Source organism: Methanocalculus sp. MC3, assembly GCF_054767395.1.
Map to the genome: position 1 here is coordinate 453,894 of NZ_BAABMP010000001.1, position 23,094 is coordinate 476,987.

A 23,094-nucleotide genomic window follows, 5' to 3' on the forward strand; every position below is an offset into this window, starting at 1 on the left:
TAAGTATTTAGTATATATCTTGAACAGATTGATATGAAGTGGCAGATCTCAGAGCTCTTTGGAATGAGCGTATACACTGACAGGGCTGTGTTCATCGGTAATGTCGCTGATGTTGTCATCGATATAGATAACAAAAAGATGGCATCGCTTGCCCTGACAAACATTAATCCTGATATTATTGACTTAAAGTCGTTCAAGGGCCTGAAAGTTCCCTATCGCCTGATTAAGGAGGTTTCTGACATTGTGCTTATCCGGCACATACCCGGCGCCTTCAATACGTCAGCCGAACGTGAAATTGACGAATGAAGCGAAGGGAGATATATTCGGAACTCAGGACAATAGCACCCTGTTTCGTCAGGCTTGACGGAAGAGCCTTCCGCTCCGTGGCAGAAGCCCTCGGTCTCGAAAAGCCCTTTGACGAGCGTTTTTCCTCTGCCATGGAGATGGTATCATCGCTTCTTCTGGGGAAAAGCGGCCTCTCTCCGGAGTTTGCCTATACCTTCTCCGATGAGATCAATCTCTTCTTCACCAGGCTCCCATTTTTCGGGCGTGTTGAAAAGCTCGACTCTGTTGCCGCTTCTTTTGCCTCAAGTGCCCTGACAATCGAGCTTTCTCTCCGCGAACCGGTCTCATTTGACGCGCGGGTTGTTCCGGTTGATAGTGAAACTGCGATTGATTATCTCATCTGGCGACAGAAAGAGGCGTGGAGGAACCACAATAATGCCTACGCCCAGTGGGCACTGGGGCAGGATGGCCATTCTGCGAAAACAGTGCAGGAGATGCTCCATGGGATGAATACCGCTGCCATGCACGAGCTGATGCATTCAAAGGGTATCAATCTGGCAGAGACACCCGGGTGGCAGAGGCGTGGACTGGTTGTCTGCCGTGCCTTTGAAGAGGTGAGCGGTTATAATCCAAAAGAGGAGGAGGCTGTGGTTACGCAGAGGAACCGGATTGTATCTGATCGAACTCCCCCGCTCTTCAATTCACAGGAGGGGAGAGTATACCTCTCCTCTCTCATCTCAGGGGCCAAGCAGGGTAATTGATACGCTGAGCCCCTCGATATCCCAGTCTGATGAGAACCCTGCCTCTTCCACCTTCTCTTTTCTAAACACAAGTGATGATGCACGGATCTCTCCTGCAATCCAGTCTGTTGACTGGTCGAGCAGTGATCGGATCCGAAGATCTCCGATGGCAATGGCCGCCTGTATCTGATCGTCGACAGAGAGATCCATCTGTTTGCGCATCTCCTGGACACGCCTGATCACTTCACGTGCATACCCCTCAGCCTCAAGTTCGTCGGTGAGGGAGACATCGACATAGATGGTTGCATCGGGCATTGTGGCCGAGTACACATTTTCCGGGAGTTTCTCACTGAAGGCGACATGGTCTGCCGTGATGACGATCTCCTGGTCGCCGGCGGTGATGGTTGCAGATCCTGCCTCATTGATCTGCTGCCGGAGTGCGGTTCCGTCCGACTCCTCGATCGCATGTTTGACCAGTACCCCGGTCTTTCCAAACTCGGGCCCGATCTTCTTCATCTGCGGCTCAGCCGTCCAGAGGATACGTTCCCAGGTGCCTGAAACAAGCCGGACATCCCGTGTGTTTGCCCGTGCCTTGCAGAGTGGAAGGAGGGATTCGACTGCCTCTTTGACAAGAGCACTCTCTGTTGCAACCACGACCTCGCCGACCGGCCACCGGAGCTTCCGCTTACCTGCCTGCCGTGCATTTGCCACAGCATCATCAAAGGACTGTACGACCTGCATCGCATCCTCGATAGCAGTGCTGATCTGGCTTTCATCTGCCTCTGCCCAGTCGAGCATATGGACGCTGGCCGGATCCCCGCCGAGCCTCAGGTTCTGGTAGATTTGTTCTGAAAGATGCGGAATGAACGGGGATGCAAGCGAGACAAGCCTTCTCATCACGAAATAGATCGTCTCATATGCTTCCTGTTTGCTGGCAGAATCCTCTTCAAGCCACATCCTTGGCCTCACAAGCTGGACATACCAGCGGGAGAGGTCATCCAAGATGAATGAGAGGAGTTTCCGGGTGGCCTGATGCATCTGGTATTCATCCATCGCCCCGCCGATCTCGCGGGTGAGGGACTGGATCCTTGAGACGAGCCACCGATCCTCAAATGCTCCGTCAGAAGCGATTCTGCGGATTACTGTCGGATCATAGGCACCGGCTGCATCCGCTCCCGGCTGGAAGTTGTCAAGCCGCATGTAGGGAATCGGGAACCGGTAGACATTCCAGAGGATATTGAGTGCACGGTGAACCGTCTTAACACCGTCCCAGTTGAATTTCAGGTCATCCCAGGGTGCGCTTGCCGAGAGGATGTACAGCCTCAGGACATCAACCCCGAACTTCTCAATGACCTCCTCGGGGGTGACGACGTTTCCTAAGCTCTTCGACATCTTCTTCCCCTGTGCATCCAGGGCAAACCCGTGCATCAGCACCTGTTTGTAAGGCGCCTGTCCAAAGGCGATTGTGGAGAGGCCGAGCTGTGAGTAGAACCATCCCCGTGTCTGATCCTGGCCTTCAGTGATGAAGTCGGCAGGCCAGAGGTTTTTGAATGCCTCCTCTTCACCCGGATAGCTGAGTGTTGCCCATGAGGCGACCCCGGAATCGAACCAGACATCAAAGATATCCTCGACCCGGTGCATGGTACCGCCGCAGGTGCAGGGGATTGTGATCTCATCGACCATCGGCCGGTGCGGATCGGCGATTGTTCTGCCGGAGAGCTCTTCAAGTTCGGAGAACCTGCCGATCACCCGATAGGTATCGCATGACGGGCAGACCCAGACCGGGATCGGGATGCCCCAGTACCGCTGCCGGGAGATGCACCAGTCGCGCGCACCTTCGATCCAGTCATGGAACCGTGCGCTCCCTGCCCAGTCCGGGAACCAGGTCACTTCGTCCTGTATGGACGCGAGCATCTTCTCTTTGGCATCACTTGCCTTGATAAACCACTGGGAGGTGGCACGGAAGATATTGGGGGTCTTGCAACGCCAGCAGTGGCCGTACCGGTGAGTGATTTTTTTCCCGGCAAGGAGTGCGGAACCGAGTGCGTCGATGACTTTTTTGTTTGTCTCCGTATCCTTGACATAGAGTCCGGCAAATTCGCCAGCTTCCTCTGTGAACCGTCCGGTACCGTCAACAGGGCAGACGATCTGAAGGTTCTCCTTCATGCCGAGGACATAGTCGTCCCAGCCATGTCCCGGGGCGATATGCACCATCCCGGTATTCTCCATGGCAACAAAGTCCGCAGCAACGACACGGTGGGGAATCCGGGCCTGCATAGGGACTGAGGAGATAAGAGGGGATGTATATTCGGTCCCGACAAGCTCTGCTCCCTTTTTGACACCGAGGATCTCATAGTCCTGGTACCGTCCGGCTTTCAGAACGCTCTCAACAAGATCGTCTGCGATCCAGAGGATCTCGGTTACGCCTTCCCGGACTGCCCTCACACGTGCATACGTGAAATCGGCAGCAACAGCAACGGAAACGTTAGCGGGAAGTGTCCAGGGTGTTGTCGTCCAGATGACGAGGTATTCGTTCTCTGCTCCGCTAAGGGGGAATTTGACAAAGATTGATGGATCGGTGACATCCTGGTATTCGACCTCGGCATCGGCGATGGCGGTCTCACATCGCGGGCACCAGTTGACGACACGGTATCCACGCTCGAGCATCCCCTCCTCTTCGACACGTTTGAGGGTGAACCATGCAGCTTCGATATAGTCGTTTGAGATCGTCTGGTATGGGTTCTCAAAGTCAAGCCAGACACCGAGATCCGAGAACTGCCTGCTCATAATCTCTTTATGAGTAACGGCAAATGTCCTGCATTTCTCGACAAACTGTGCAATCCCGAATGTCTCGATGTCCTTCTTTGAGGTAAACCCAAGTTCGTTCTCAACACGGACCTCGATTGGAAGCCCATGCATGTCGTATCCGGCGCGGTCTATTACATGGCGTCCATGCATCCGGTGATACCTGAGTATGGCATCTTTTAGGATCTTGTTCCATGCCGTTCCGAGATGGATATACCCGGTGGTATATGGCGGTCCGTCAACAAAGAAGAATGGCTTTCCATCTTTCCTGAGTTCCTGTACATTTTTGTAGGTATCTTCGGCATGCCAGAATGCACGTGCCTCCTCCTCCACCTCTTGTGGTGTATAACTGCTGGTGACTTCTTCCACCTGGATCCCTCGTTCTCCTGTATTCCTATATGTGCGGTGGAAACAGACAAAGGGTTTTCCACCAAAACCCGGATCGAAAGGTATTTTTTCTTTCAAAAGGGGGGTTGTAGATACACAGGGTGATGATTGATGGAGTATCTGGTACGCACATATGTCGAAGGGGATTATCCTCATATCTGCCGGATAGAAAGGGAACTCTTCGGGGATTACGGCTATTCTCCCATCTTTCTCCGCCAGGCAGGCGAACTCTTTCACGAGACATATCTTGTTGCTTCGCATGGAGACGATCCAATCGGCTACATCATCGGGGCGCAGGAGGCAGATGATCCGGATGAGGCATGGATCCTGAGGGTTGGTGTTGCGGACGAATGGCAGGGGAAAGGTATCGGGGCTGATCTGCTTGATCCTCTTCTTGAATCCTTCAGGAAGAGGGGGGCAAAACGCGTCAGGATCGCACTCTCAAAACGGCATACTCCTGTAACGGCACTGCTCCAGTCAAAGAACTTTGAGATCCTCTCCTATGAGGAATCCTATTATTATCCTGATATTGACCGGATGATCATGGGGCTTCTGCTCTGATCTCTCTCCTGTTCATCAGGAACTTATAGATCTCCATCACCACAAGGACGCCTGAAGAGAGGGCGATGACCGCGATCCACTCAAAGAGTGAGTTCACCTTGCGATCAGGAGAAGGTGATCAGGTGGTCGATCCTGGTTCCGCCGGTCGCCTTCTCCCATTCCTTCTGATCTTTAAACGGGCGTTTTGCAAGGATGGTAGCCTGTGTCTTCTTCCCGATGTCGGGAAGTGCTTTCAGGGCAGATGCCGGGAGGCTGTTGACAGGTACCGGATAGGGGAGAGCTGTCAGCGATCTGCTTCCATAGCCAACAACGGTCGAGTCAACGAGTCTCCGTTCAGTGAGTTCAAGGGGAAGGCCGATCAGGATCGGGTATGTTCCCATCTGGCGTGCAAATGAGGTTCTCCCCGAAATCTCAACGACTGCATCTCTCAGGATGGTTCCGATGGGAAAGACACGGGCAAGCATAACGGGATCGAAATGCTTCCGTGTCCATTCCTTGAAGGATCGGAATGCTCCATGATGTTGGTCGAGCGTATTCTCATTATACGCCCGTGTCCCTTCAAACGGCATCAGCTGCCGGATATTGACCCGACGGACAAGGAGTCCTGATGCGATGAGGTCTTCGAGGAAGGACTGGTTCAGCTGGTAGGTCTCTTTGGTCTCATGGAATAGTCCGCAGACGAAGTTTAAGCCCGGAAGAAGGTGGGGAACGCCATTTTTGTCCCGGATACCTCCTACTTCGTTGACGATTCTGATCGCATCCATCATCTGTTCCGGTGTTGCCTTGAGGTTGTTTGCCGCTATCACGTCAGGATCGGCGGTCTCCATCCCGAATGCGGCGATATCTCCCGGAGTATGGAGCTCGACTATTGCCGCGAGCGCCTCGCGGGCGGCGTCCTCATGCCGGGCGATCGTTCCGGGATTCATGTTATCTATATGGAGGGTTGCCAGATCCGGTGCCGACCTCCGGATCGCCGTGAAGAGATCCCGGATCTTTTCCGGGTCAGGGCGTGGGAACCCGCCGCCACTACTTCCGTATGCCAGCAGATCGGGCTGGCGGCCTATCCGGAAATGGCGGACGCCATGGGCATACAGGGCTGACACTTCTTCTTCAATCAGGTGAATGGAACGGTACCTCGGGGTGCCGTGGAAGGGTTCGGTGCAGAAGGAACACCCGCCGGTATCTGAACGTGAACACCCTTTTGCCGTCTCAAGCTCGAGCATGACATAGGGAAAATGAGGATGATCACGGACGATTCCTGCACCAAGGACACTCCAAAGCCCGCTCTCTGAATAATCCTCCACACCATGGGGCTCTTCCCCCGAGAGGAAGCGGTTTAAGGCAGTTGCTGGATCGCCGGTGAGAAATGCGGTATATCCCGGCATCGGCTCTTTCACTGCCCTCTTTCCACCGCCGGGTGAGATGCCGTAATTGACAGGTCCCCCGAGGAGGAGCCTGCTCCTCTCAAAGAGAGATCCGATCTGCCGCAGTTCAGTCAACGTGGCTGGTGTTCCGGCAAGATACTTGCCGGGGACGGTCTGGCCGGCGATAACGACAACAAGAGGGATCGATCTGAATGCCTGAAGCTCATGAGGTGCGGATCTGATCTGATCGATTGTGGTATAGCGCACCCGATATCCTGCTTCAGTGAGAACGCCTGCCGTTGTCCGGATATAGGGTGATATGTATGGGGGTACACCGAGGCAGGCGGGCTCGTCCACATACCCGTCGATGATGAGGGCGTCAGAGGTCATGGCCGATCATGCCGAGGAGCCGGCGTGCCCAGAAGAGTTTCCCCTTCTTCATCGGATCGACTGTGGTGTCGGAGAGGTCAAAACCGATGAATTTCAGGGTTTTTGCACCGAGAGCGTCTGCTGTGAAGGCGGCGCGGTCGCCGTCAGTGAAGCCGCCGAAGTTATGGATCTGCGGAAGCGGCGCTGCCTGCGTGGTTCCGATCAGTCTTCCCTGAAACCTTGGAACCCATCTCTGGAGGAGCGGCATGTTGTCGCCATGGGCATGGACGATGATAATCGTCTTCCCTTCATTCATGGTGATGAAGGGATCATCTGCACCGTCAAGATCGGTGAAGATAGCGTCCGGGAGAATACCTGCATCATACAAAACGAGCGCCGCGGCATCTGCTGCGATGACTACGCCCTCTATCCGGTCAAGTTCTGATTTGAGGCAGGGGGCATTGCCGCAGATGGTGACGGTCTTTCCAGAAATGAGGGATTCAAGTGCTTCGATATCATCCCGGGGAATGATCCCGGCAAGGAGATCGGCTGCTGCCTCATCAGATTCGCGATCAAATCCAAAATAGTCAAGGATCTCAGTATAATGAGGTTCCCAGTCTTCAAACCTCATTCTTATCCCCGTTATCATCGATCCCGACGATCTTGGTGAAGAGGTTTAAGATCGGGTCAATGATCATCTCAAGGAGTTCCTCCTTGTCACGGACGAGTGAGAAGTAGTTGAGGGGGATGCTTGCTGCTCCCATTGTACCATGCCCACCGGCATCCCCGATATCACCAAATGCCTCTTTGAGGACATTGCCGATATGCACGCGGATATCCTTGTTCCGGGCGGATATGGTGATCTGCTGGTCGGTGATGCCATAGACAAGGGCAGTTGTTACCCCCTCGAGGTTGATGAGCATATCTGCTGCCTGTGGAATGGCATCACGGTTCCGGAGATAGCCGACATTTGCAAAGAGGAATCCATTCTTTATCTTGCGGCTTGTGATAGCATTCCCCATCACATCAACCGTCTCCTGCGAATATGACGGGGACATGATCTTCTCGAGGAGATCCGCATCCGAGAGTGGGAGGAGGTATGCGGCATTATAGAGATCATTGGAGGTGACACCACGACGGAACTCGCGGGTATCTGCCCGTATGCCATAGTAGAGGGCGGTTGCAATCTTTGTATCCACGTTGATATCGAGCTCCTGGAGGTACTGGGCGAAGATGCTGGCAGTAGCTCCGCTCTCAGGGCGGATATCCATAAACTTCGGTTTATTCTTCAGCTCCACACCATCAGAGCTGTGGTGATCGATGATGATGTCAACTGCAAGTCCGGGATCGAGATCATTATTCACACCGGGTGCAGCACAATCAACGAGTGCGAGATGGGTGCATCCCTTCAGCTTTTCAGGTGTGATCCGCTCCATCTGGATCTCAAGGAGATTGACAAATGCGCGATTCTCCTGGTGTCCGACATTTCCATCGAAGAGAATCACACATTTCAGCTCACCTTTGGTTGCGGCCTGGGCGATGGCACAGAGTGCCATGGCACTGGAGATTGCGTCCGGATCGGGGTTTCGGTGCGTGATGATGCCGAGTGTTCCGGTCATTCCTTCAAGATGCGAGTAGAGTTGTTGTGCGCTCCGTGCGGCAACCAGCCGCTTCATATGGTTGACGGCTGACTTTGCAACCACCTGCTGGGGATAGAGCACCACATCCGCCCCCTGCTCAACAAGCTTGTCGACAGAGAAGAGATCTACTGCACGCGCTATACAGAATGCCTGCGGATGGCACTTCTTCGCCAGTCCGACCGCGGCCAGATTTGCCTCCTTATTGCTTGAAAGAACGAAGATAATCTCTGGAATGGGGAGATCACGGAAAAGCTCCGGGTCTGCTATGTCATGGGCAATCGCCTGATATTTATGGTCTTTTAAGTCCTCGACCCGCTTCTCGTCAGAGTCGACAACAACGATATTATCGGTTTCTTTCAGGAGTTCCTCTATGACATTGTAGCCGATGCTCCCGCACCCAAATACCATATATCGGACTACTGGTTTTGGGTCACTCTTTCCACCATCAGCCATACCGTACTCTGGTACTTCCAATATTATAATGGTGATTGGAGGGGGCGATCAGGGGTATTTTCATAAGGCATAAATAGTCCTGATTATAACTGTATTAGGTCAAATAACGGGGCCTGTGGCTTAGTCAGGCATAGCGACGGACTCTTAATCCGTAGGTCAGGGGTTCAAATCCCTTCAGGCCCGTTCTCTTTTGCTGATTCAAGCTTATTCTGTTCGTTAATTGGGGGATATTGAGATTTATATTAATTCTAAGCTTATGTACAATATGATCCATCAATCGAGAGGCGTTTAGCCCGCTTTCCTTGATGAATCTATACGTATCAGGGGTAACTGTGAGATACAGCGTAACTCTATGCTCTTTCGATTGCTCATTTTTTCTGACTCTTCTCTCGTGTCATTTCTTCTCTCCTGTACTTCTGGAACCGGATTCCCTGGATTACGGACGATTCCCCGGAAGAGCTTTCCAAGCACATCTCCTCTGGTGATTATCCGCCATTCATTCCCCAGAGGAGGACATTAATGGCGACATTGCCCCAGAGGATTGTAACCAGCAGAAAGTTTGCATTTTCAGGAGCGCAAGCACCAGTTTGGCATCCCTGTTGCCCCGTTCCGCCTCAATCACCAGCTCAAGCTTGCTGATCGTGAAGAAGGTCAGATTCAGCCCTGAAAAAATCGCAGACTGGGAGATACATGCGATGATACCAATCCAGATCAGAAAATCCACTCGTTCTCCATCTGCTGCAACCTCATTCCCTGGTGAGGGGATGGACGCCGGATCTCATCCATTCTTTCACACTGCCATCAGCATCTCTTCAAGGCTCGGGTACCGTGATTCTATCCGCTCGACACTCCCACCTGCCGCATCAATCTGCGATGTGATCCGGTTGAGCTGATCGATATCCTTTGCCGTTGATACATAGCCCCCGTCGTCCTGGGAGAAGAGGAGTTCTCCGGAAAGTGATGCGGGATCAGAAATCCTGAAATGGATGAAGTAGGTCAGTGATCCAAACTCCTCCCTCAGTTCATCCATCGTGCCAAACGCAACCCTCTCTCCCTCAGAGAGGATTAACACCTGATCGGAAATCTCTTCCACCTGGAAGAGGTTATGGGCAGAGATGATGATCATCTTGCCATCATCACGCAGTTTTCGGAGAAACCCGGTGATAAACCGCGAGGTCATCGGATCGAGCCCTGACGTCGCCTCGTCATAGACGAGTATCGTCGGATCATGGAGGAGCGATCGTGCAATGGCAACCTTCCGCCGCATCCCTTTTGAGAGCTCCCCGAGCTTTTTCCCTTCATCCGCGAGGTTCAATGAGAAGAGAAGCTCATCAGATCGTCTTTTGATCTCCTTCCGGGGCATCCCGTAGATCTCCCCAAAGAATGAGAGGTACGACGAGATCGTCATGGTGTCGTACAGCCGCGACTCTTCAGGCAGGTACCCGAGCCGCTCCTTCAGCGCATTTGGATCGGCAATGACATTGATGCCGTCAATCTCAAGGGTTCCTGATGTGGGCGTGAGCAGTCCTGCACATATCTTCAGGAATGTTGTCTTCCCTGCTCCGTTATGCCCGATGATCCCAAAGATTCCATTCTTATCGATATCAACGTCCAGTCCTTTCAGTGCAACAAACGAATCGAACTCTTTTCGAACATCGCGGGCATGGATCATACTGAGACGGTTCATCGTTTTGATATAATAAGGGTGCCGGAGGAGTACCATACTCCTGAGCCATTCTGTTCTCTCCCTCCACACCCCCATAAAGTTTCGGACATCCCCTGCTCTACCCTTGATAACGACTATTTTATAGAAGAAATGTCCTATGTAGGCGTGCATGAGCGTGGGGTATCTCCGGCAGATCCATGTTGTGGCGCGATGGGAGCTTCTGCGCACCCTCTCGACAATGGGCCGGGGTGTACTGCCTGCTGCAATCATCCTCTTCATCCTCCTTGTTGCTGCATCCGGACTGACAGCACAGAGCGGCCTTCATATACAGGACGGTATCTACCGGCTTGGTACAGACAACCTGCCTGCCGGTGAGGTGATCGCAGAAGATGGAAGGTTCAATGTCTTCATCGATTCACGTGCATCTCTTCTGAACACCCGGCTCTCCTATGATATCGTCATCCTGGGCAGTGAGGTCTATGTCCAGGATACCGAGAAGGGGCGTGCCGCACTCACCTCGCTCGAACAGGTCTTTGAAGGGTATTCTGCATCAATGAATGTGCAGGAACCGGATCTCTATGCAGCATATCCGCTCTGGATCAACCGGATATATGAGAGGAGTACCATCGACTTTTCTGCAACCCAGAGCGGCCAGCGAATCTCTCCGGTTCCGCAGAGAGAGGCGCCTGAGCCAACCGGCCCTGTCATCCCCGTTGCAGCACCTGAAGTATCAGTTCCCTATGAACCAGACCAGCTGAGGGCTGAGATCTCACGGACTGCAGCACAGGATGATACCATCAGCCGGTATTCACAGGTGATCGGCCAGGAATCCGGATCCGGATCATTCAGGACTCCGAACCAGCTCGCACCCCCGCTCCCCTTTGACTCGATCATCCTGATCTTCGTCTTCATCTTCCCCCTCTACTTCACCTCGCAGTTCTTCATGATGAGCATCATGAATGAGCGGATCGAACGGCGGGGCGAGATCCTCCTCTCAGCACCATACCACCCCTCTGCCATCATCATCGGAAAGGCGCTCCCCTATTTCGTGATGATGGTCGCAATCTCATTCATTCTCATCGTGATCAGTTCCCTCCCCGTAAACACCATCCTCCCGCTGATCCCGGTGATCTTCTTCTTCCTCGCAAGCGCGCTCGTCATCGGGATGCTCGCACGCAGTTTTAAGGAGCTCTCATTCCTCTCGATCTTCTTCTCAACGATCGCCACATCCTACCTCTTCTTCCCAAGCATCTTCGCCAATGTCCATGTCGTCTCCCTCATCTCACCACTAACCCTGATCGTCCTTGAGATCCAGGGAGACTCGTTTACCCTGATGGATTATCTCTATTCAACGAGCCTCTTCTACCTCACAAGCATCATCCTCCTCTATGCCGGTGCTGTGAACTTCACTGAAGAGCGGCTCTTCTCGCTCCACCGTCTCATCCCGCGGACGATCGAGTTCATCTCTGCGGGAATATCAAAGACGTACCCGATCCTATCCGTCTCTGTTCTTGGCGGGCTCGTCATCCCGTTCGTCTTTATGGTGCAGCTGATGGGGCTTGTCCTCTTCTTCAACCTCCCGATGCCGCTCTCCCTCCTCCTTCTGATCGGATACGCGGCAGTGACGGAAGAGGTGGCAAAGTCGATTGGAATCTATGCACTGGCAAAAATACTCCCCGGTGGCCTTACCTGGCGGCTTGTCATATTCGGCTCTGCCGGAACTGCGCTCGGTTTTCTTGCCGGAGAGAAGCTCCTCCTTTTTGCAACAATTGCACAGGTGACAGAATCGATCTTTGGGAGCGTTATGTTCCTCTCCCTCCAGCTCCTCTGGATGCCGTTCCTCCTCCATGCAGGTTGCCTTGCAGTCGTCGCAGTCGCCCTGAAAGCCGGGGGATTCCGCTGGTATATCCCCGGTATCATTCTTGCCACACTCATCCATGTCTTCTATAACCTCACCGTCATCGGGGTGATCCCACTATGAAGAGCCGGAATGTCCTGATAGTAACAAAGAAAGAACTTGGCGGAATCTATGCCGAGAAGACGATCGTCTTTGCGATCCTCCTCCAGCTCTTCATCGCACTCTTCTCGTCCTTCCTGATGGTCGGACTGACGACGATGTACGATCCTGATGCTCTTGCCGGATACCAGGGTGTCGAATATGGGATCGGGTATGTCGGGCCTGAGGGAGAGCTCTATTCAATCATCGATGATCGGCGGGATCTTGGTGCCTACAGAATGGATCTGGATGTTGCCATTGCTTCGCTGAAAGAACGCCAGCTCCAGGCTGTAGTCTTTGTCCCGGATACCCCGCCAGATGCCGAAGGCCCCGTTCTTGTTACCCTTTATATGCTCCAGAACGATATCCAGTCAGCAATCGTTGAAGTGAAGATGAAAGAAGCGTTTCTCGTCTATGAAGAAGCACTCAGGAGCACGAGATCTGATCGCCTCACCATGAATCCAATCCTGCTGAATTTCCCCGATTCAGGGGGACGGTCAAACTACTTTGAGTTTGTATTTGGCCTCTTAATTCCGCTTCTTGTCTTCATGCCCGCGATCATATCTGCTGCACTCATCATCGATCTCATCACAGAAGAGTATCAGGCAGGGACGCTTGAGACACTCCTCTCGACAACCGTCACTTATGGCGAGATGCTCTGGGGCAAGATCCTCGCCTGCATCGCAATCGTGCCGATCCAGTCTGCGGCATGGCTTCTTCTCCTTGCAGCAAACGGGATCGTGGTGCAGCACCCGCTTGAGATCCTAACCCATGTGGTGGCGGGATCGATGATCCTGATCATTATCGGCGCCTTCTGTGCGCTTCATTATCGGGAGAGGACGAGTGCACAGTTCATCTTCTCAACAGCGGTCGTCGTCCTGATCATCATCGCAATGTCATTCCCCTACAATCCGCTGAACCTCATCGTCAGGCTCGCCGTCGGGACAATAGGGTCTGCGCACTGGCTCCTGCTCCTGGGTGTCATGGCACTCGCCCTTCTCCTCTCACTCCTCCTGACAAGGTATGCATGGAGGATCAGCCGCCTGCCGCAGTGAGCAGAAGATCAGGCGGCTCTGCCTTTCCGCCCGGAAAAAGCTATATGGGCGGACTGTGAGGTTACCATACTTATATGGTTCTCTCCTATAACCCGGATCTCTTCGTCTTTCTCCTTCTGACAGCAGCAATAGCGCTTCTGATCTTCTTTACCATAATATCCATCCGCATGATCTTCTCCCTCTCCAGAATGAGGGAGATGCGGCGAAAAAAAGAGATGGAAGCATCATTTTCTCTTTTTCCCGATATCCGTAAGAGCCGGTTCCTTCAGGATATGGGGAAGAAATAGGTGAGCCTAAATAGTCGTATCGTCTGAAAATAGTGATATGAATAGCCGGGGGGAGGAATAGGTGCGGTCGAGAAAGGAGGTTGTCTCACTCCTGAAAGGATTAAAGGCTGAGATGGCTGCATCATTTGGGGTAACGCAGCTGGGTGTCTTCACCCCGCCTCTTCCCGGCGACGATGCGCTCCATGTGATCGCCGCCTTCTCAGAGGATCGGGATCTTCTTGATATGGCTGCACTGAGCTGCTTTATTGAGAAGAGGGCGGGTCAGAAGATTGTGCTCATCTCCCTCAAAGGCCTGAGGGATCAACTCACACCCTGTATCATGCAGGCAGAACCCCTCTCCCAGGCACAGGTTCTCCTCTTCCAGAGGGAGATCATCAGATCGATCACTGATATAGAACTCTCCTGCCGCGGGATCATTTACGAAGTCTTCCTCTCGGATGCAAAGACCAGTAACGCGGTTCTCTCTCATATCCGGACGATCGGGATCCTCAGCTCCTGCATTCCTGATGAGTATAAGGAAGCATCGCCATCTGTTCCCTGGGATGCACTGGGTGCACTCCCCGGCATGATCTCACCCTGCTATGGAACTGATCTCAGGCTCGTCTGGAATTGTGTGCAGCGGAGACTGCCGCAGATTCGGGAGGCACTCGAAACCCTGCCCGGTATGAACAGATCGAAAGAGGGTGCAAGGCGCCGGTTTTTCTAGGGGCGCCCCCTTATTCCGATCATCTCCCCTCCCTCAGAAGCAGTACTGCATCCCTTCCTTCTGGAGCTGATCATGGACTCCCTTATATGCCGGGAGAAGTCTTGCCACCAGATCCCAGAACCGCTGTTGATGATTCCTTTCGACCAGATGGCAGACCTCGTGGATGATCGTATATTCGAGGTATGCCGGGGGAGCCATCGCGACCCTGATATTTATGATGATTCCGTTCTTCGGGGTGCAGGATCCAAACCGGCGTTTCTGGTATCCAAACCGCACCCGGGGGCAGGCGACACCGATCGCCTCAGCTGATGCGGCAGCAATTGCCATTGCAACAGGCAGAATCTCTTCTGCATAACAGTCCATCACTGCTTTCCTTAACCGGAGGAGCTCCTCTTCTGCCCGACTGCCGGGGGGAAGGGCGATCCAGAGTTCGTCACGACAGATCGACGCGGAGATCTTTTTTTCCGATTGGGTATGACGGATCGTCAGCAGCCGCCCCTGAAAGGGGATTGTCTCACCCTCTGCATACTGCCGTGAATGCAGATTTTCACGCCATACCCTCTTCTTCGCACGGGTCTTCATGATCCATTTAGAAACATCTGCAATCGAGAACTCCGCCTCTGCTGCGTTGAGTGGAACAGGGGATCGGATCTCAATAGCGAGATCATCACGGATGGTAATTGCGATCCGCTTTCTCTTCCTGTTGACTGTGATATAATAGGGAACCTCTTCACCGTCAAGTGTCACTGTGCCATTCCGAAATCTGCCACTCGTATCCTTCTTCTGAAAGACTGAAATGATCCAGCCCTCGTTTGCCGTCAGGAACCGTCTGGCTGCCTTCTCAGCCATAGGTTCAGGCGATTCGATCTCAAGCCTTCCCCTCTCCCTGACGATGATGCAGGGGTATTTTCTTCGCCTGTTTATCCGAACCGAATAGGCAAATTCCACTCCGCCTACCGTGAAGAGGCCCCCCTGCCACTCCTTCTCCTGATCCCCGGCTCCCATCAGGGATTCTTTTTGTCCTGATGCGGGAAGAAGCCACTGTTCTCTTCAATAGCTTTCTTAGTCTCAGGTGAGAAAATACTAAAGATATGACAATCCGTGCCATCAGCCAGGAAACACTTTCCACACTCCTTGAGATGGCAAAGAGCCAGCACCCGCTTGAGTTTGTTGCCCTTCTCGAAGCGGATAACGGGGTTTTATCGGGCATAAACCTCCTCCCCGGCACCCGCCTTGATGAGCGGAGCGCATCGGTCCTCACCGATATGATCCCCCTTGGGATGTCATTCTCCGGGAGTGCACACAGCCATCCAAATGGTGTTATTGCACCATCAGATGCTGATATCGGGTTTTTCCCACGCTTTGGCTCATGCCACCTGATCATCGGATATCCGTATGGGCCCGATGACTGGCGTGCATTCTCCCGTGACGGATCAGAGAGATGCCTCGAGGTGATCTGACTGATACGGGTAGTTGCCACCGGCACCTTTGATATCATCCATCCGGGCCACCTCTTCTATCTGGAAGAATCCCGGGCACTTGGCGATGAGCTCCATGTGATCGTTGCGCGCGAACAGAATGTGAAGCATAAGCCAAAGCCGATCATACCAGAGGATCAGCGGCTTGCCATGGTGCTTGGCTTAAAGCCGGTCGACCATGCAGTTCTTGGGGATCTTACCGACAAATTCAAACCCATCAGGGAGATTCAACCCGATATCATCACCATCGGGTTTAACCAGCGGTTTGCCCCGGAGAGCCTTGAAGAAGAGCTGAAGAATCAAGGGCTGGATATCCGGGTTGTCAGGACAGGGCAGTTCGAAGATTGCGAATTCTGTTCATCACGGCGGATCATTGACCGTGCCATGCTCCTGCGTGGGTATGTGCCATCGGGAGACGATCAGACTCCATAACATTCTTTCTCATCTTTTCAGCAGAGTCCACCTCAGATGAAGTGAGATGGCAGTACGAAGCCTTGACGATGAGGTTGCACTCCTCCTCATTGAGTGATATAATCGGGCTTCTCAAAACTGCCGATACTGTAGTTCCTCCGTAAGAACCTCCGGACATTCTCCGAGTCGATCCATCCCTTATCGAGCTGTTTGATGATTTCGTTGATCCTGTCCACCTGTTCCACGATCTCGGTTGTGATCTCGTCGCCTGAGAGGGCGGAATAGCCGACGATCACCTGGAGCGGGTTTCTGATATGATCGGCCAGGATTGCAAACTGCTCGATATTCCGGTCAATCTGGATAAATGCCTCTATCTGGATACGTTCTGCCTCTTTCTTCTCTGTGATATCCCGTATCACCGCTGATGCCGCATCCGGGTTTTCTTTGAGGGGAATATGGCTGAGACTCACTTCAATATCTCTTTGTTTCCCGTCTTTCTGGTGTATTGTCCCTTCAATCAGCCCGGTATTTTCAGGGATGACCCAGTGTCCCGCATCTTTTTTAATGCATCCTTGTATGAGCTCATCGATTCCCATGGAATGGATCTCGTCTTCTGTATAGCCAAAGATCTCCGATATCTTCTCATTAGATTCGATGATTTTTCCCGTTTTCTGGTCGAAGATGATAATTCCCTCTGAAATCTGCAGGATAAGGCTCCGGTAACGCTCTTCGGACTCTCTCAGTGCTTCTTCTGCACGCCTCCTCTCCTTCCGATCCTCGGCCTCTTTTAATGCACGGGATATCGATGGAATAAGACGGATGAGATTGTCCTTCATCACATAATCCTCGGCACCGGATTTAACCAGTTCAACCGCCGCTTCTTCGCCGATTGCACCGGAGACGATGATTATTGGAGTATCTATTCCCTGATCCCTGACAATCTGGATCAGCTGGTCTCCTCCAAATCCCGGCATATGGTAATCCGAGAGGATGATATCCCACTCCCCACTCAGAAGCGCCCCGGATAATGTCTTTGCATTCCATACCCTGACGGTATCCGGGGTATATCCACCTTTTCTGAGCGCCCTGATGAGAAGGAGCGCATCATCCTCGGTATCTTCAGCGATAAGCACCCGAAGTTTCGCATCCATCATCTATATCCTCGATTGCGGGCTTGTGTTCAAAAGCAGCCAGTAGTTTCCAAGGGTTCGGACCGCTTCGACAAACTCGGTAAAATCAACAGGCTTTCGGATATAGCTGTTCGCACCAAGTGCATAGCTTCCGATAACATCCTCATCCTCAACCGAGGTGGTGAGGATGATTACAGGGATCACACGCGTCCTCTCGTTGCTACGGATCTCCCTGAGCACCTCAAGCCCGTTGACTTTTGGGAGTTTGAGATCGAGGAGGATGATCACCGGGAGATCATCCTGATCCCGCTCCGCATATGAACCGGTGGCAAAAAGATAGTCAAGAGCCTCCTGGCCGTCACGGACAGCTGCGATAGGGTTTGCAATCCTGTTCTTTTGAAAAGCCCTCAGGGTCAGAAGCTCGTCATCCCTGTTATCCTCAACAAGTAGAATGGTGCCTTTTGAGATCACTGCAACACTCCTGCTCTTTCTTTTGAACCGAGAGTGAAATAAAAGGTGGCACCCTGACCAGGTATTCCTTCTGCATGGATTGTACCTTCATGTTTTGAAATAATCCTGGCTGTTGTTGCAAGGCCGATTCCGGTTCCCGGGAATTCATCTGTTGTGTGGAGTCGGGAGAAGGGGAGAAAAAGCCGTTTTTCATATGCCATATCAAAGCCGTCTCCATTATCGGAGATGCAATAGGTTGTGAGATCCCCTCTCTTCTCTGAGCTGAAGACGATCTCTGTCTTCTCCTTCTTCCCGGTGAATTTCCATGCATTTGAGAAGAGATTTGAGAGGACGCTCCGCATAAGCCCCCGGTCTGCCGAGACGACCATCCCTTCTTCGATCTCAACCTTAACGTTCTCACGAGGTTCCTGCTCCATAATCTCTTCAACTACCTCGTGTGCAAGCTCTGAGAGGGAGAACTTCTGGCGATGGAGTTCTGCCCGTGAGATCCGTGACAGGAGGAGGAGATCGTCGATGAGGGTTCCCATCCGATCAGATGCCGATCTGATCCTTTCGAGATAGAGACGGGCATCCTCTGGGAGAGCGTCTTCGAAATCCTCCTGAATCGCAAGAGAGAACCCATTGATGCTCCTGAGCGGCGCCCTCAGATCATGGGATACCGAGTAGGTGAAGGCCTCAAGCTCACTATTCAGGTTTGCAAGCTCGCGTGTCCGCTCCATTACCCGTCCCTCAAGCTCCTCATTCAGCTGCCTGAGATTCTCCTCAGCCCTGTACCTGAGGACAATCTGCCAGAGTGCCTCCCCAAGGTAGGTGGCAACCCGGAGATCAAACTCATCATATAACCGTGGCTTTCCCCTCAGTGAGATGACCGCCACAACCCGGTCCCCTTCGAAGATCGGGAGGCAGATGCCGCCACATTTTCCCCCGATGACCGGCACTCTCCTTTTGATCACCTCTTCCCATGGCCCGCCCCTGTCTGCCGGAGACAGCCTTGCCATTTCAGGGATATCATCTGAAGATGAGGAGATTTTGAAGAAGCTCTCATCAGGGGAGAGGATGGCACAGTAGGCATGGGTGCTCTCTGTGAGTTTTGCTGCCTCACCGAGTGTTGCAGAGAGGATCTCCTCCTCCCCGGCATCCTGTACTGCGCTGATCCTGATCACCGACTCGAACATGTCTTTAGTCCGGATTATTGCCTGTTCAGCTGCACGTTGCCTGGTGATGTCGCGGATGATCGCGATCCGGTACTCTTCCCCACCAAAGATCGCATGATGCATTGTTATTTCAAGTGTTATCGACTCTCCATCGGGTGAGGGGAGATCCCTGATGATTGCCACCCCGTCACCAATATCCGGCATCTCCGGGTGCAGAACTGATCTCCTGTCCAGACATTCGGCAAGACGCATGCCCCGGAGTTCTTTCTGCTGTTTGTTCAGGAGGCGGCAGGTCTCTTCATTCAGATCAACGATAGTATCGGATCCTGGATCGATGATCATAATCCCGACACTGACCTGGTCAAGGATGAACCTGAATCGCTCCAATTCAAGCAGCCGTACCCGCAGCTCAGGGTAGTAGCTCTTTCGAAAGGATGTTTCTCCCAGCCCGAGGATCTTCTCACGGAGCCTGAGCTGTTCTTCCCGGGTACTTTCAGAGCGCCGCTTCATAGAGCCGCATGACCTCCCCGAGTTCCGGCAGGATTGGATTGGTGACGATGCATCCATCCACCATTGCATGATCGGAGAGTGTCCTGATATCCTTGCTGAGTACACCCCGATCACCGAGCGAGCCGGTTATTCCAACCTTTTCAGCAAGCTCGCGCACCACACCTATGATCGCCTCTGCACCATTCTCCTGTATATCCTCTTCAGATGCACCAAGTATCCTTCCGATCCTGTCATATCGTGCCTGTGCAGAGGGGTAATTGTAGCGTATAACTACCGGCAGGAGGAGGGAGTTGGTCTCGCCATGCGGGAGATCATAGAGTCCGCTGATTGGGTGTGCCATTGCATGCACAAGCCCGAGGCTGGCGTTAGAGAAGGCAAGGCCGGCATGAAGGCTTCCAAGCATCATCAGGCGGGTTGCCTCACTGTCTTTGCTATCATGGTATGCAGGCGGCAGCGCCCTCTTGATCATGCGTATTGCCTCAAGGGCATGGAGGTCGGTCAGGCTGGAGCTCCCGGTTGAGACATACGCCTCGATCGCATGGGTAAGGGCATCAAAGCCGCAGTACCCGATGAACTTCTGAGGCAGTGTCGTCAGAAGATTGGGATCAACAAGCGAGACATCCGGTATGATCGTCTTGCTGATGATCCCAAATTTTCTCAGTTTCTCCTGCTCGGTGATAATTGCAAATTGCGAAACATCAGCAGAACTGCCTGCGGTCGTCGGGATGCAGATGAGCGGGGGCCCCATATGGCGGATCTTGTCAACCCCCTCATACTGCTGAATCCCACCTCCATTCGTAGAGAGGATCGCTATCCCTTTTGCACAGTCCATCGGGCTGCCGCCGCCGATTGCCAGGATGCCGTCGCAGCCATTCTCCCGGTACATGGAAGTGCCTGCATCCACCTCTGTGGTGCGGGGATTCTCAGAGACATGGCTGAAGATGGTGGACGATATCCCGACGGACTCAGCGGCGGATGCGATCTCGCGTACCCAACCGGCTTTGATGATTCCCGGATCCGTGACGATTAAAGCATGGCTGACACCGAGATTATCGAGATAGTGGACTGCCTGCATCCTTGCCCCCTCCCCGAAGATTACCTCCGGCATCACAAACTTCCTGAGCGTATCGACTGTCATCTGTAGAGCCTCCCGGATTTCTCGATCTCTATGTATCATCGGGAACGGAAAACAGTTGTGGGAAAAAGAGGCGGTACCGGGTGCGTACATGCTGATGATGGAGAGATGCTGGAACAGCCGGGTGGCGGCATCTCCCTCTGCCTGGGTGTGGGACGTGCCATGAATTGACGCGCCCGGTCTGGATGGTGTGTCCTGATGGGACAAAAGAGTGTTAAACTTTGCATTAGTTAATACTTTTCATAAAATATGTAATACCCAACCAAGATCCTATCTCTTTTCAGGGTGATACTTCTCCAGATGCAATCCCTGCAGGCAACCTGTATCTTTCATGGCCCTTTTGTCTTTGATGAAGGGGATGCAGCCCGGATCTACCATGCGCTCCTCCCAAAGCGGTCTATTGTTGCCGGAGTGATGGGGAGGACGGCTGCTGCTGCAAGCGGCCTGCCTCTCACCTATGCCGATGCACCTCCCTCTGTGGTGATCAATGGGATGGAGGGCGTCTGTATTCTTGTCAATCGGGGGAAGACGCCCGCCTCGGGGAGGCGTTTTGGCGAGATCGTCGCCTCGCGAGTCAGGGGTGGACTGATCCATATCGAGTGTTCGGATCAGATCTGTTACCTCTGGAATAATGGGGATTCGGCAATTGCAGAGGAGATCTGCGATCAGATCGGGTACCGTCTTGTTCTGTTGAACTCGTCACGGGACGATCAGCCGGAGATGCGGAGGATCTGCGGCTGCATTCCCGGTGAGCCGGTGATGGTTGAAGGGATCACGATCGGGTATGCGACTGCGGAAGAGGCGGTCATCTCATACAAAGAGGGTATTTTGATGCCAATAAGCGGCATACGCCTGAAGCTCCATGGTATCGAGAAGCTGCATGCTGCCGGCTGCCCTCCCCTTGACCGGGCATGGTGCAAGAGCGGCTGGATCAGGACTGCTTTACCCGCAAATATCAGGCGAACCTCTCCCCCCTGCGGCAGGGTACAGACGATCGATCATGCGGGGATCGCCATGTACAGGATGATCACCCCCGATACCTGTGGTATTCTCGCAATCGGGGATGATACCACTGCCGTCTGCGGCCATATCGGAGCAGTACTTGGAATACCGGTCTTTGGGATCACTGATGGGGATGGTGATGATATTGTTCCAGAAGCCTATGCTCCCGGATCTGTTATTGTCCGTACAATCTCTGGAACTGATGATCAGATTGGGCGCGAGATTGCTGCATCCCTCCCACAGGGGGATCAGGTATGCTGGGATGAACTTGTTGCCTCCATGCTTGAAGCTTTTTCCAGTTCAATAGTCCTATGGCGGGATCTCCGATGATGCGGTGTGCGGAATGTAAAGGGAAGGGGCTCTGCGGCCTCCCGAAATGCCCGATCATGCAACGGTTCTATGCACTGACGAATGAGAAGCCGCAGTCAGAATATATGGGCCCGTCTCCATCCATCTTCATCGGAAGCAGCGGGTACCCCCGTGTTGTCGGAGGACCGCTCCTCCTCCGTGAGTCTGACACACCAACCGACTGGATCACCCGCGGCCTTGGTATGGAGGAGATCGTCGGTATCAGGTCGAAGACGATCCGGGGTTCACAGCCGGTCAAAACTGTCCTTGAGAAGGCGCAGGAAGTGGCGCTCTCCTGCAGGCCCCTTGATGTTGAAGCAAGATTTGAAAAGCCGATCCGCTATGATCTCTCGTTTGACGGCACCGTGGCGCCGATCGGACTCTCGGGAAAACTATCAAAAGTCTCTGTTCTTGATAATGCCGTGGTGGAGCCTGCCGTTGATCGCTACACCTCGGATACTGATGTACGGGCAACCGAGGCGGCATCTGCCCTCTTTCAGGAGGGGATCGATGTCTACCGGATCACAAGCCTCCTCACGGCAGGGCTCCTCGGCTCAAAACGGAAGTTTGTGCCGACCCGGTGGGCGATCACCGCCGTTGACGATATGGTCTCAAAGGATCTCAGGAAGCGGGTTTGCCGGCTGGTACCCCTTCAGGATATCCTCGTCCACTCTGCTCTCCTCTATGGCAACAGGATCGTTCTCCTCTTCATCCCATCCCCGGACTTTCGGTTTGAGATGATCGAGCGATGGCAGAGCAACTCCCTCTGGGGTGGAGATGAAGATGTGGTTGTGGTCGATGGAGAGAAAAAGAAGAAACAGGGGTATTCTCCGATTGCAGGCGCCTATTACTCAGCCCGCCTTGCCGTTCTCGAGCATCTGGAAAGCATTGGCAGAACCGCCCGGGTAGTGGTGATCCGGGATATTTCCGGGGATTACTGGGCGCCGCTTGGTACCTGGGTGATCCGGGAGGCAACCCGGGCTGCACTGAAATCTCCTGCCATCCCCTGTCCCGATCTCCAATCCGGGGAGGCGATGGTCACGGCACTCCTTGGCTCATCGTTCTGGCGGAGCCGATCGGATCTGATCCGGGATCTCCGATCCCAGCGGACATTTGCCGACTTTTTCTGATATGATTCTGG

The 23,094-nt window shown here is 53.3% G+C and carries 23 protein-coding genes and 1 tRNA gene; 12 read left to right on the top strand and 12 right to left on the bottom strand.

The annotated features are described in order from the left end of the window. Positions 1 to 33 precede the first annotated feature (33 nt). Positions 34 to 306, top strand: a complete 273-nt coding sequence (locus ACYUBO_RS02345; protein WP_300331886.1) for a PRC-barrel domain-containing protein — start codon at positions 34 to 36, stop codon at positions 304 to 306. Further along, positions 303 to 1,046, top strand: coding sequence for a tRNA(His) guanylyltransferase Thg1 family protein (locus ACYUBO_RS02350; protein WP_460372062.1), 744 nt, complete (start codon positions 303 to 305; stop codon positions 1,044 to 1,046). Before ACYUBO_RS02345 ends, ACYUBO_RS02350 begins: the two co-directional genes overlap by 4 nt. On the opposite strand, the gene ileS is transcribed toward ACYUBO_RS02350, so the two are convergent. Further along, positions 1,023 to 4,199, bottom strand: coding sequence for an isoleucine--tRNA ligase (gene ileS / locus ACYUBO_RS02355; protein ID WP_460372064.1), 3,177 nt, complete (start codon positions 4,197 to 4,199; stop codon positions 1,023 to 1,025). The genes ACYUBO_RS02350 and ileS overlap by 24 nt on opposite strands. A gap of 129 nt (positions 4,200 to 4,328) precedes the next feature. Between ileS and ACYUBO_RS02360 the strand changes: the two genes are divergently transcribed. Then, positions 4,329 to 4,778, top strand: coding sequence for a GNAT family N-acetyltransferase (locus tag ACYUBO_RS02360; protein ID WP_300333325.1), 450 nt, complete (start codon positions 4,329 to 4,331; stop codon positions 4,776 to 4,778). Between the two features lie 104 nt (positions 4,779 to 4,882). Here the strand turns inward: ACYUBO_RS02360 and ACYUBO_RS02365 are convergent, their stop codons facing one another. Genes ACYUBO_RS02365 through ACYUBO_RS02375 form a run of 3 tightly spaced genes read right to left on the bottom strand, consistent with a single transcriptional unit; the run spans position 4,883 to position 8,604 of the window. Then, positions 4,883 to 6,532 (bottom strand): radical SAM protein, encoded by a 1,650-nt coding sequence (locus tag ACYUBO_RS02365; RefSeq protein ID WP_460372066.1) that lies wholly within the window; start codon positions 6,530 to 6,532, stop codon positions 4,883 to 4,885. Next, positions 6,522 to 7,142 (bottom strand): 6-hydroxymethylpterin diphosphokinase MptE-like protein, encoded by a 621-nt coding sequence (locus tag ACYUBO_RS02370; protein ID WP_460372068.1) that lies wholly within the window; start codon positions 7,140 to 7,142, stop codon positions 6,522 to 6,524. Before ACYUBO_RS02370 ends, ACYUBO_RS02365 begins: the two co-directional genes overlap by 11 nt. Next, positions 7,132 to 8,604 (bottom strand): DHH family phosphoesterase, encoded by a 1,473-nt coding sequence (locus ACYUBO_RS02375; protein ID WP_300332186.1) that lies wholly within the window; start codon positions 8,602 to 8,604, stop codon positions 7,132 to 7,134. The genes ACYUBO_RS02370 and ACYUBO_RS02375 overlap by 11 nt, the downstream gene beginning before the upstream one ends. A 109-nt stretch (positions 8,605 to 8,713) precedes the next feature. On the opposite strand from ACYUBO_RS02375, the gene ACYUBO_RS02380 reads away from it, so the two are divergent. Then, positions 8,714 to 8,787, top strand: a tRNA-Lys gene (locus tag ACYUBO_RS02380). Positions 8,788 to 9,100: 313 nt separating this feature from the next. Here the strand turns inward: ACYUBO_RS02380 and ACYUBO_RS02385 are convergent. Both ACYUBO_RS02385 and ACYUBO_RS02390 read right to left on the bottom strand, forming a co-directional pair. Beyond that, the gene (locus tag ACYUBO_RS02385) at positions 9,101 to 9,328 is read right to left on the bottom strand and encodes a hypothetical protein (protein WP_460372071.1); all 228 of its coding nucleotides are present in this window, start codon (positions 9,326 to 9,328) and stop codon (positions 9,101 to 9,103) included. A 66-nt stretch (positions 9,329 to 9,394) separates the two neighbouring features. Further along, positions 9,395 to 10,291 carry an ABC transporter ATP-binding protein gene (locus tag ACYUBO_RS02390; RefSeq protein WP_460372073.1) on the bottom strand — a complete coding sequence of 299 codons (897 nt, stop codon included), beginning with the start codon at positions 10,289 to 10,291 and terminating at the stop codon, positions 9,395 to 9,397. A gap of 148 nt (positions 10,292 to 10,439) precedes the next feature. Between ACYUBO_RS02390 and ACYUBO_RS02395 the strand changes: the two genes are divergently transcribed. The 4 genes from ACYUBO_RS02395 (at position 10,440) to ACYUBO_RS02410 (ending at position 14,314) form a co-directional block, all read left to right on the top strand. Then, positions 10,440 to 12,251 (top strand): ABC transporter permease family protein, encoded by a 1,812-nt coding sequence (locus ACYUBO_RS02395; RefSeq protein WP_460372075.1) that lies wholly within the window; start codon positions 10,440 to 10,442, stop codon positions 12,249 to 12,251. Further along, complete coding sequence (locus ACYUBO_RS02400) at positions 12,248 to 13,321, top strand: ABC transporter permease family protein (protein ID WP_460372077.1); 1,074 nt, start codon at positions 12,248 to 12,250, stop codon at positions 13,319 to 13,321. The genes ACYUBO_RS02395 and ACYUBO_RS02400 overlap by 4 nt, the downstream gene beginning before the upstream one ends. Before the next feature lie 74 nt (positions 13,322 to 13,395). Further along, positions 13,396 to 13,608: a hypothetical protein gene (locus ACYUBO_RS02405; RefSeq protein ID WP_300333820.1), complete on the top strand. Its 213-nt coding sequence runs from the start codon at positions 13,396 to 13,398 to the stop codon at positions 13,606 to 13,608. 61 nt (positions 13,609 to 13,669) lie between these two features. Then, on the top strand, positions 13,670 to 14,314 hold the full coding sequence (locus tag ACYUBO_RS02410; protein ID WP_460372079.1) for a HepT-like ribonuclease domain-containing protein: 645 nt from the start codon (positions 13,670 to 13,672) through the stop codon (positions 14,312 to 14,314). 33 nt (positions 14,315 to 14,347) lie between these two features. On the opposite strand, the gene ACYUBO_RS02415 is transcribed toward ACYUBO_RS02410, so the two are convergent. Next, positions 14,348 to 15,319 carry a M48 family metallopeptidase gene (locus ACYUBO_RS02415; protein ID WP_460372081.1) on the bottom strand — a complete coding sequence of 324 codons (972 nt, stop codon included), beginning with the start codon at positions 15,317 to 15,319 and terminating at the stop codon, positions 14,348 to 14,350. An 86-nt stretch (positions 15,320 to 15,405) separates the two neighbouring features. On the opposite strand from ACYUBO_RS02415, the gene ACYUBO_RS02420 reads away from it, so the two are divergent. Next, complete coding sequence (locus ACYUBO_RS02420) at positions 15,406 to 15,774, top strand: Mov34/MPN/PAD-1 family protein (protein ID WP_300332329.1); 369 nt, start codon at positions 15,406 to 15,408, stop codon at positions 15,772 to 15,774. On the opposite strand, the gene ACYUBO_RS02425 is transcribed toward ACYUBO_RS02420, so the two are convergent. Further along, on the bottom strand, positions 15,748 to 15,870 hold the full coding sequence (locus tag ACYUBO_RS02425) for a hypothetical protein (protein ID WP_460372084.1): 123 nt from the start codon (positions 15,868 to 15,870) through the stop codon (positions 15,748 to 15,750). The genes ACYUBO_RS02420 and ACYUBO_RS02425 overlap by 27 nt on opposite strands. On the opposite strand from ACYUBO_RS02425, the gene ACYUBO_RS02430 reads away from it, so the two are divergent. Next, the gene (locus ACYUBO_RS02430) at positions 15,835 to 16,224 is read left to right on the top strand and encodes an FAD synthase family protein (RefSeq protein WP_460372430.1); all 390 of its coding nucleotides are present in this window, start codon (positions 15,835 to 15,837) and stop codon (positions 16,222 to 16,224) included. The two genes, ACYUBO_RS02425 and ACYUBO_RS02430, sit on opposite strands and share 36 nt — an antisense overlap. Before the next feature lie 86 nt (positions 16,225 to 16,310). Here ACYUBO_RS02430 and ACYUBO_RS02435 read toward each other — a convergent pair whose 3' ends face one another. From ACYUBO_RS02435 to ACYUBO_RS02450, 4 genes are read right to left on the bottom strand one after another with little or no spacing between them, the layout of a single operon-like run. Next, positions 16,311 to 17,357: a PAS domain S-box protein gene (locus ACYUBO_RS02435; protein WP_460372086.1), complete on the bottom strand. Its 1,047-nt coding sequence runs from the start codon at positions 17,355 to 17,357 to the stop codon at positions 16,311 to 16,313. Then, on the bottom strand, positions 17,358 to 17,804 hold the full coding sequence (locus tag ACYUBO_RS02440; RefSeq protein ID WP_460372088.1) for a response regulator: 447 nt from the start codon (positions 17,802 to 17,804) through the stop codon (positions 17,358 to 17,360). It abuts the gene before it with no gap. Further along, positions 17,801 to 19,468 carry a sensor histidine kinase gene (locus ACYUBO_RS02445; RefSeq protein ID WP_460372090.1) on the bottom strand — a complete coding sequence of 556 codons (1,668 nt, stop codon included), beginning with the start codon at positions 19,466 to 19,468 and terminating at the stop codon, positions 17,801 to 17,803. Before ACYUBO_RS02445 ends, ACYUBO_RS02440 begins: the two co-directional genes overlap by 4 nt. Next, positions 19,452 to 20,606 (bottom strand): iron-containing alcohol dehydrogenase, encoded by a 1,155-nt coding sequence (locus ACYUBO_RS02450; protein WP_460372092.1) that lies wholly within the window; start codon positions 20,604 to 20,606, stop codon positions 19,452 to 19,454. Before ACYUBO_RS02450 ends, ACYUBO_RS02445 begins: the two co-directional genes overlap by 17 nt. Positions 20,607 to 20,903: 297 nt before the next feature. Between ACYUBO_RS02450 and ACYUBO_RS02455 the strand changes: the two genes are divergently transcribed. Continuing rightward, positions 20,904 to 21,935, top strand: a complete 1,032-nt coding sequence (locus tag ACYUBO_RS02455; protein WP_460372094.1) for a DUF2117 domain-containing protein — start codon at positions 20,904 to 20,906, stop codon at positions 21,933 to 21,935. Beyond that, complete coding sequence (locus tag ACYUBO_RS02460; protein ID WP_460372096.1) at positions 21,917 to 23,083, top strand: Nre C-terminal domain-containing protein; 1,167 nt, start codon at positions 21,917 to 21,919, stop codon at positions 23,081 to 23,083. The genes ACYUBO_RS02455 and ACYUBO_RS02460 overlap by 19 nt, the downstream gene beginning before the upstream one ends. The last annotated feature ends 11 nt before the right edge of the window (positions 23,084 to 23,094 follow it).

Bases quoted from the DNA above. Each gene is read 5' to 3' on its own strand.
- ACYUBO_RS02460 (WP_460372096.1), top strand. From the start codon at position 21,917: ATGGCGGGATCTCCGATGATGCGGTGTGCGGAATGTAAAGGGAAGGGG.
- ACYUBO_RS02415 (WP_460372081.1), bottom strand. From the start codon at position 15,319: ATGGGAGCCGGGGATCAGGAGAAGGAGTGGCAGGGGGGCCTCTTCACG.
- ACYUBO_RS02420 (WP_300332329.1), top strand. From the start codon at position 15,406: ATGACAATCCGTGCCATCAGCCAGGAAACACTTTCCACACTCCTTGAG.
- ACYUBO_RS02455 (WP_460372094.1), top strand. From the start codon at position 20,904: ATGCAATCCCTGCAGGCAACCTGTATCTTTCATGGCCCTTTTGTCTTT.
- ACYUBO_RS02365 (WP_460372066.1), bottom strand. From the start codon at position 6,532: ATGACCTCTGACGCCCTCATCATCGACGGGTATGTGGACGAGCCCGCC.
- ACYUBO_RS02370 (WP_460372068.1), bottom strand. From the start codon at position 7,142: ATGAGGTTTGAAGACTGGGAACCTCATTATACTGAGATCCTTGACTAT.
- ACYUBO_RS02450 (WP_460372092.1), bottom strand. From the start codon at position 20,606: ATGACAGTCGATACGCTCAGGAAGTTTGTGATGCCGGAGGTAATCTTC.
- ACYUBO_RS02400 (WP_460372077.1), top strand. From the start codon at position 12,248: ATGAAGAGCCGGAATGTCCTGATAGTAACAAAGAAAGAACTTGGCGGA.
- ACYUBO_RS02405 (WP_300333820.1), top strand. From the start codon at position 13,396: ATGGTTCTCTCCTATAACCCGGATCTCTTCGTCTTTCTCCTTCTGACA.
- ACYUBO_RS02345 (WP_300331886.1), top strand. From the start codon at position 34: ATGAAGTGGCAGATCTCAGAGCTCTTTGGAATGAGCGTATACACTGAC.
- ACYUBO_RS02350 (WP_460372062.1), top strand. From the start codon at position 303: ATGAAGCGAAGGGAGATATATTCGGAACTCAGGACAATAGCACCCTGT.
- ACYUBO_RS02360 (WP_300333325.1), top strand. From the start codon at position 4,329: ATGGAGTATCTGGTACGCACATATGTCGAAGGGGATTATCCTCATATC.
- ACYUBO_RS02375 (WP_300332186.1), bottom strand. From the start codon at position 8,604: ATGGCTGATGGTGGAAAGAGTGACCCAAAACCAGTAGTCCGATATATG.
- ACYUBO_RS02435 (WP_460372086.1), bottom strand. From the start codon at position 17,357: ATGATGGATGCGAAACTTCGGGTGCTTATCGCTGAAGATACCGAGGAT.
- ACYUBO_RS02425 (WP_460372084.1), bottom strand. From the start codon at position 15,870: ATGGAGCTCATCGCCAAGTGCCCGGGATTCTTCCAGATAGAAGAGGTG.
- ACYUBO_RS02390 (WP_460372073.1), bottom strand. From the start codon at position 10,291: ATGAACCGTCTCAGTATGATCCATGCCCGCGATGTTCGAAAAGAGTTC.
- ACYUBO_RS02395 (WP_460372075.1), top strand. From the start codon at position 10,440: ATGAGCGTGGGGTATCTCCGGCAGATCCATGTTGTGGCGCGATGGGAG.
- ACYUBO_RS02445 (WP_460372090.1), bottom strand. From the start codon at position 19,468: ATGAAGCGGCGCTCTGAAAGTACCCGGGAAGAACAGCTCAGGCTCCGT.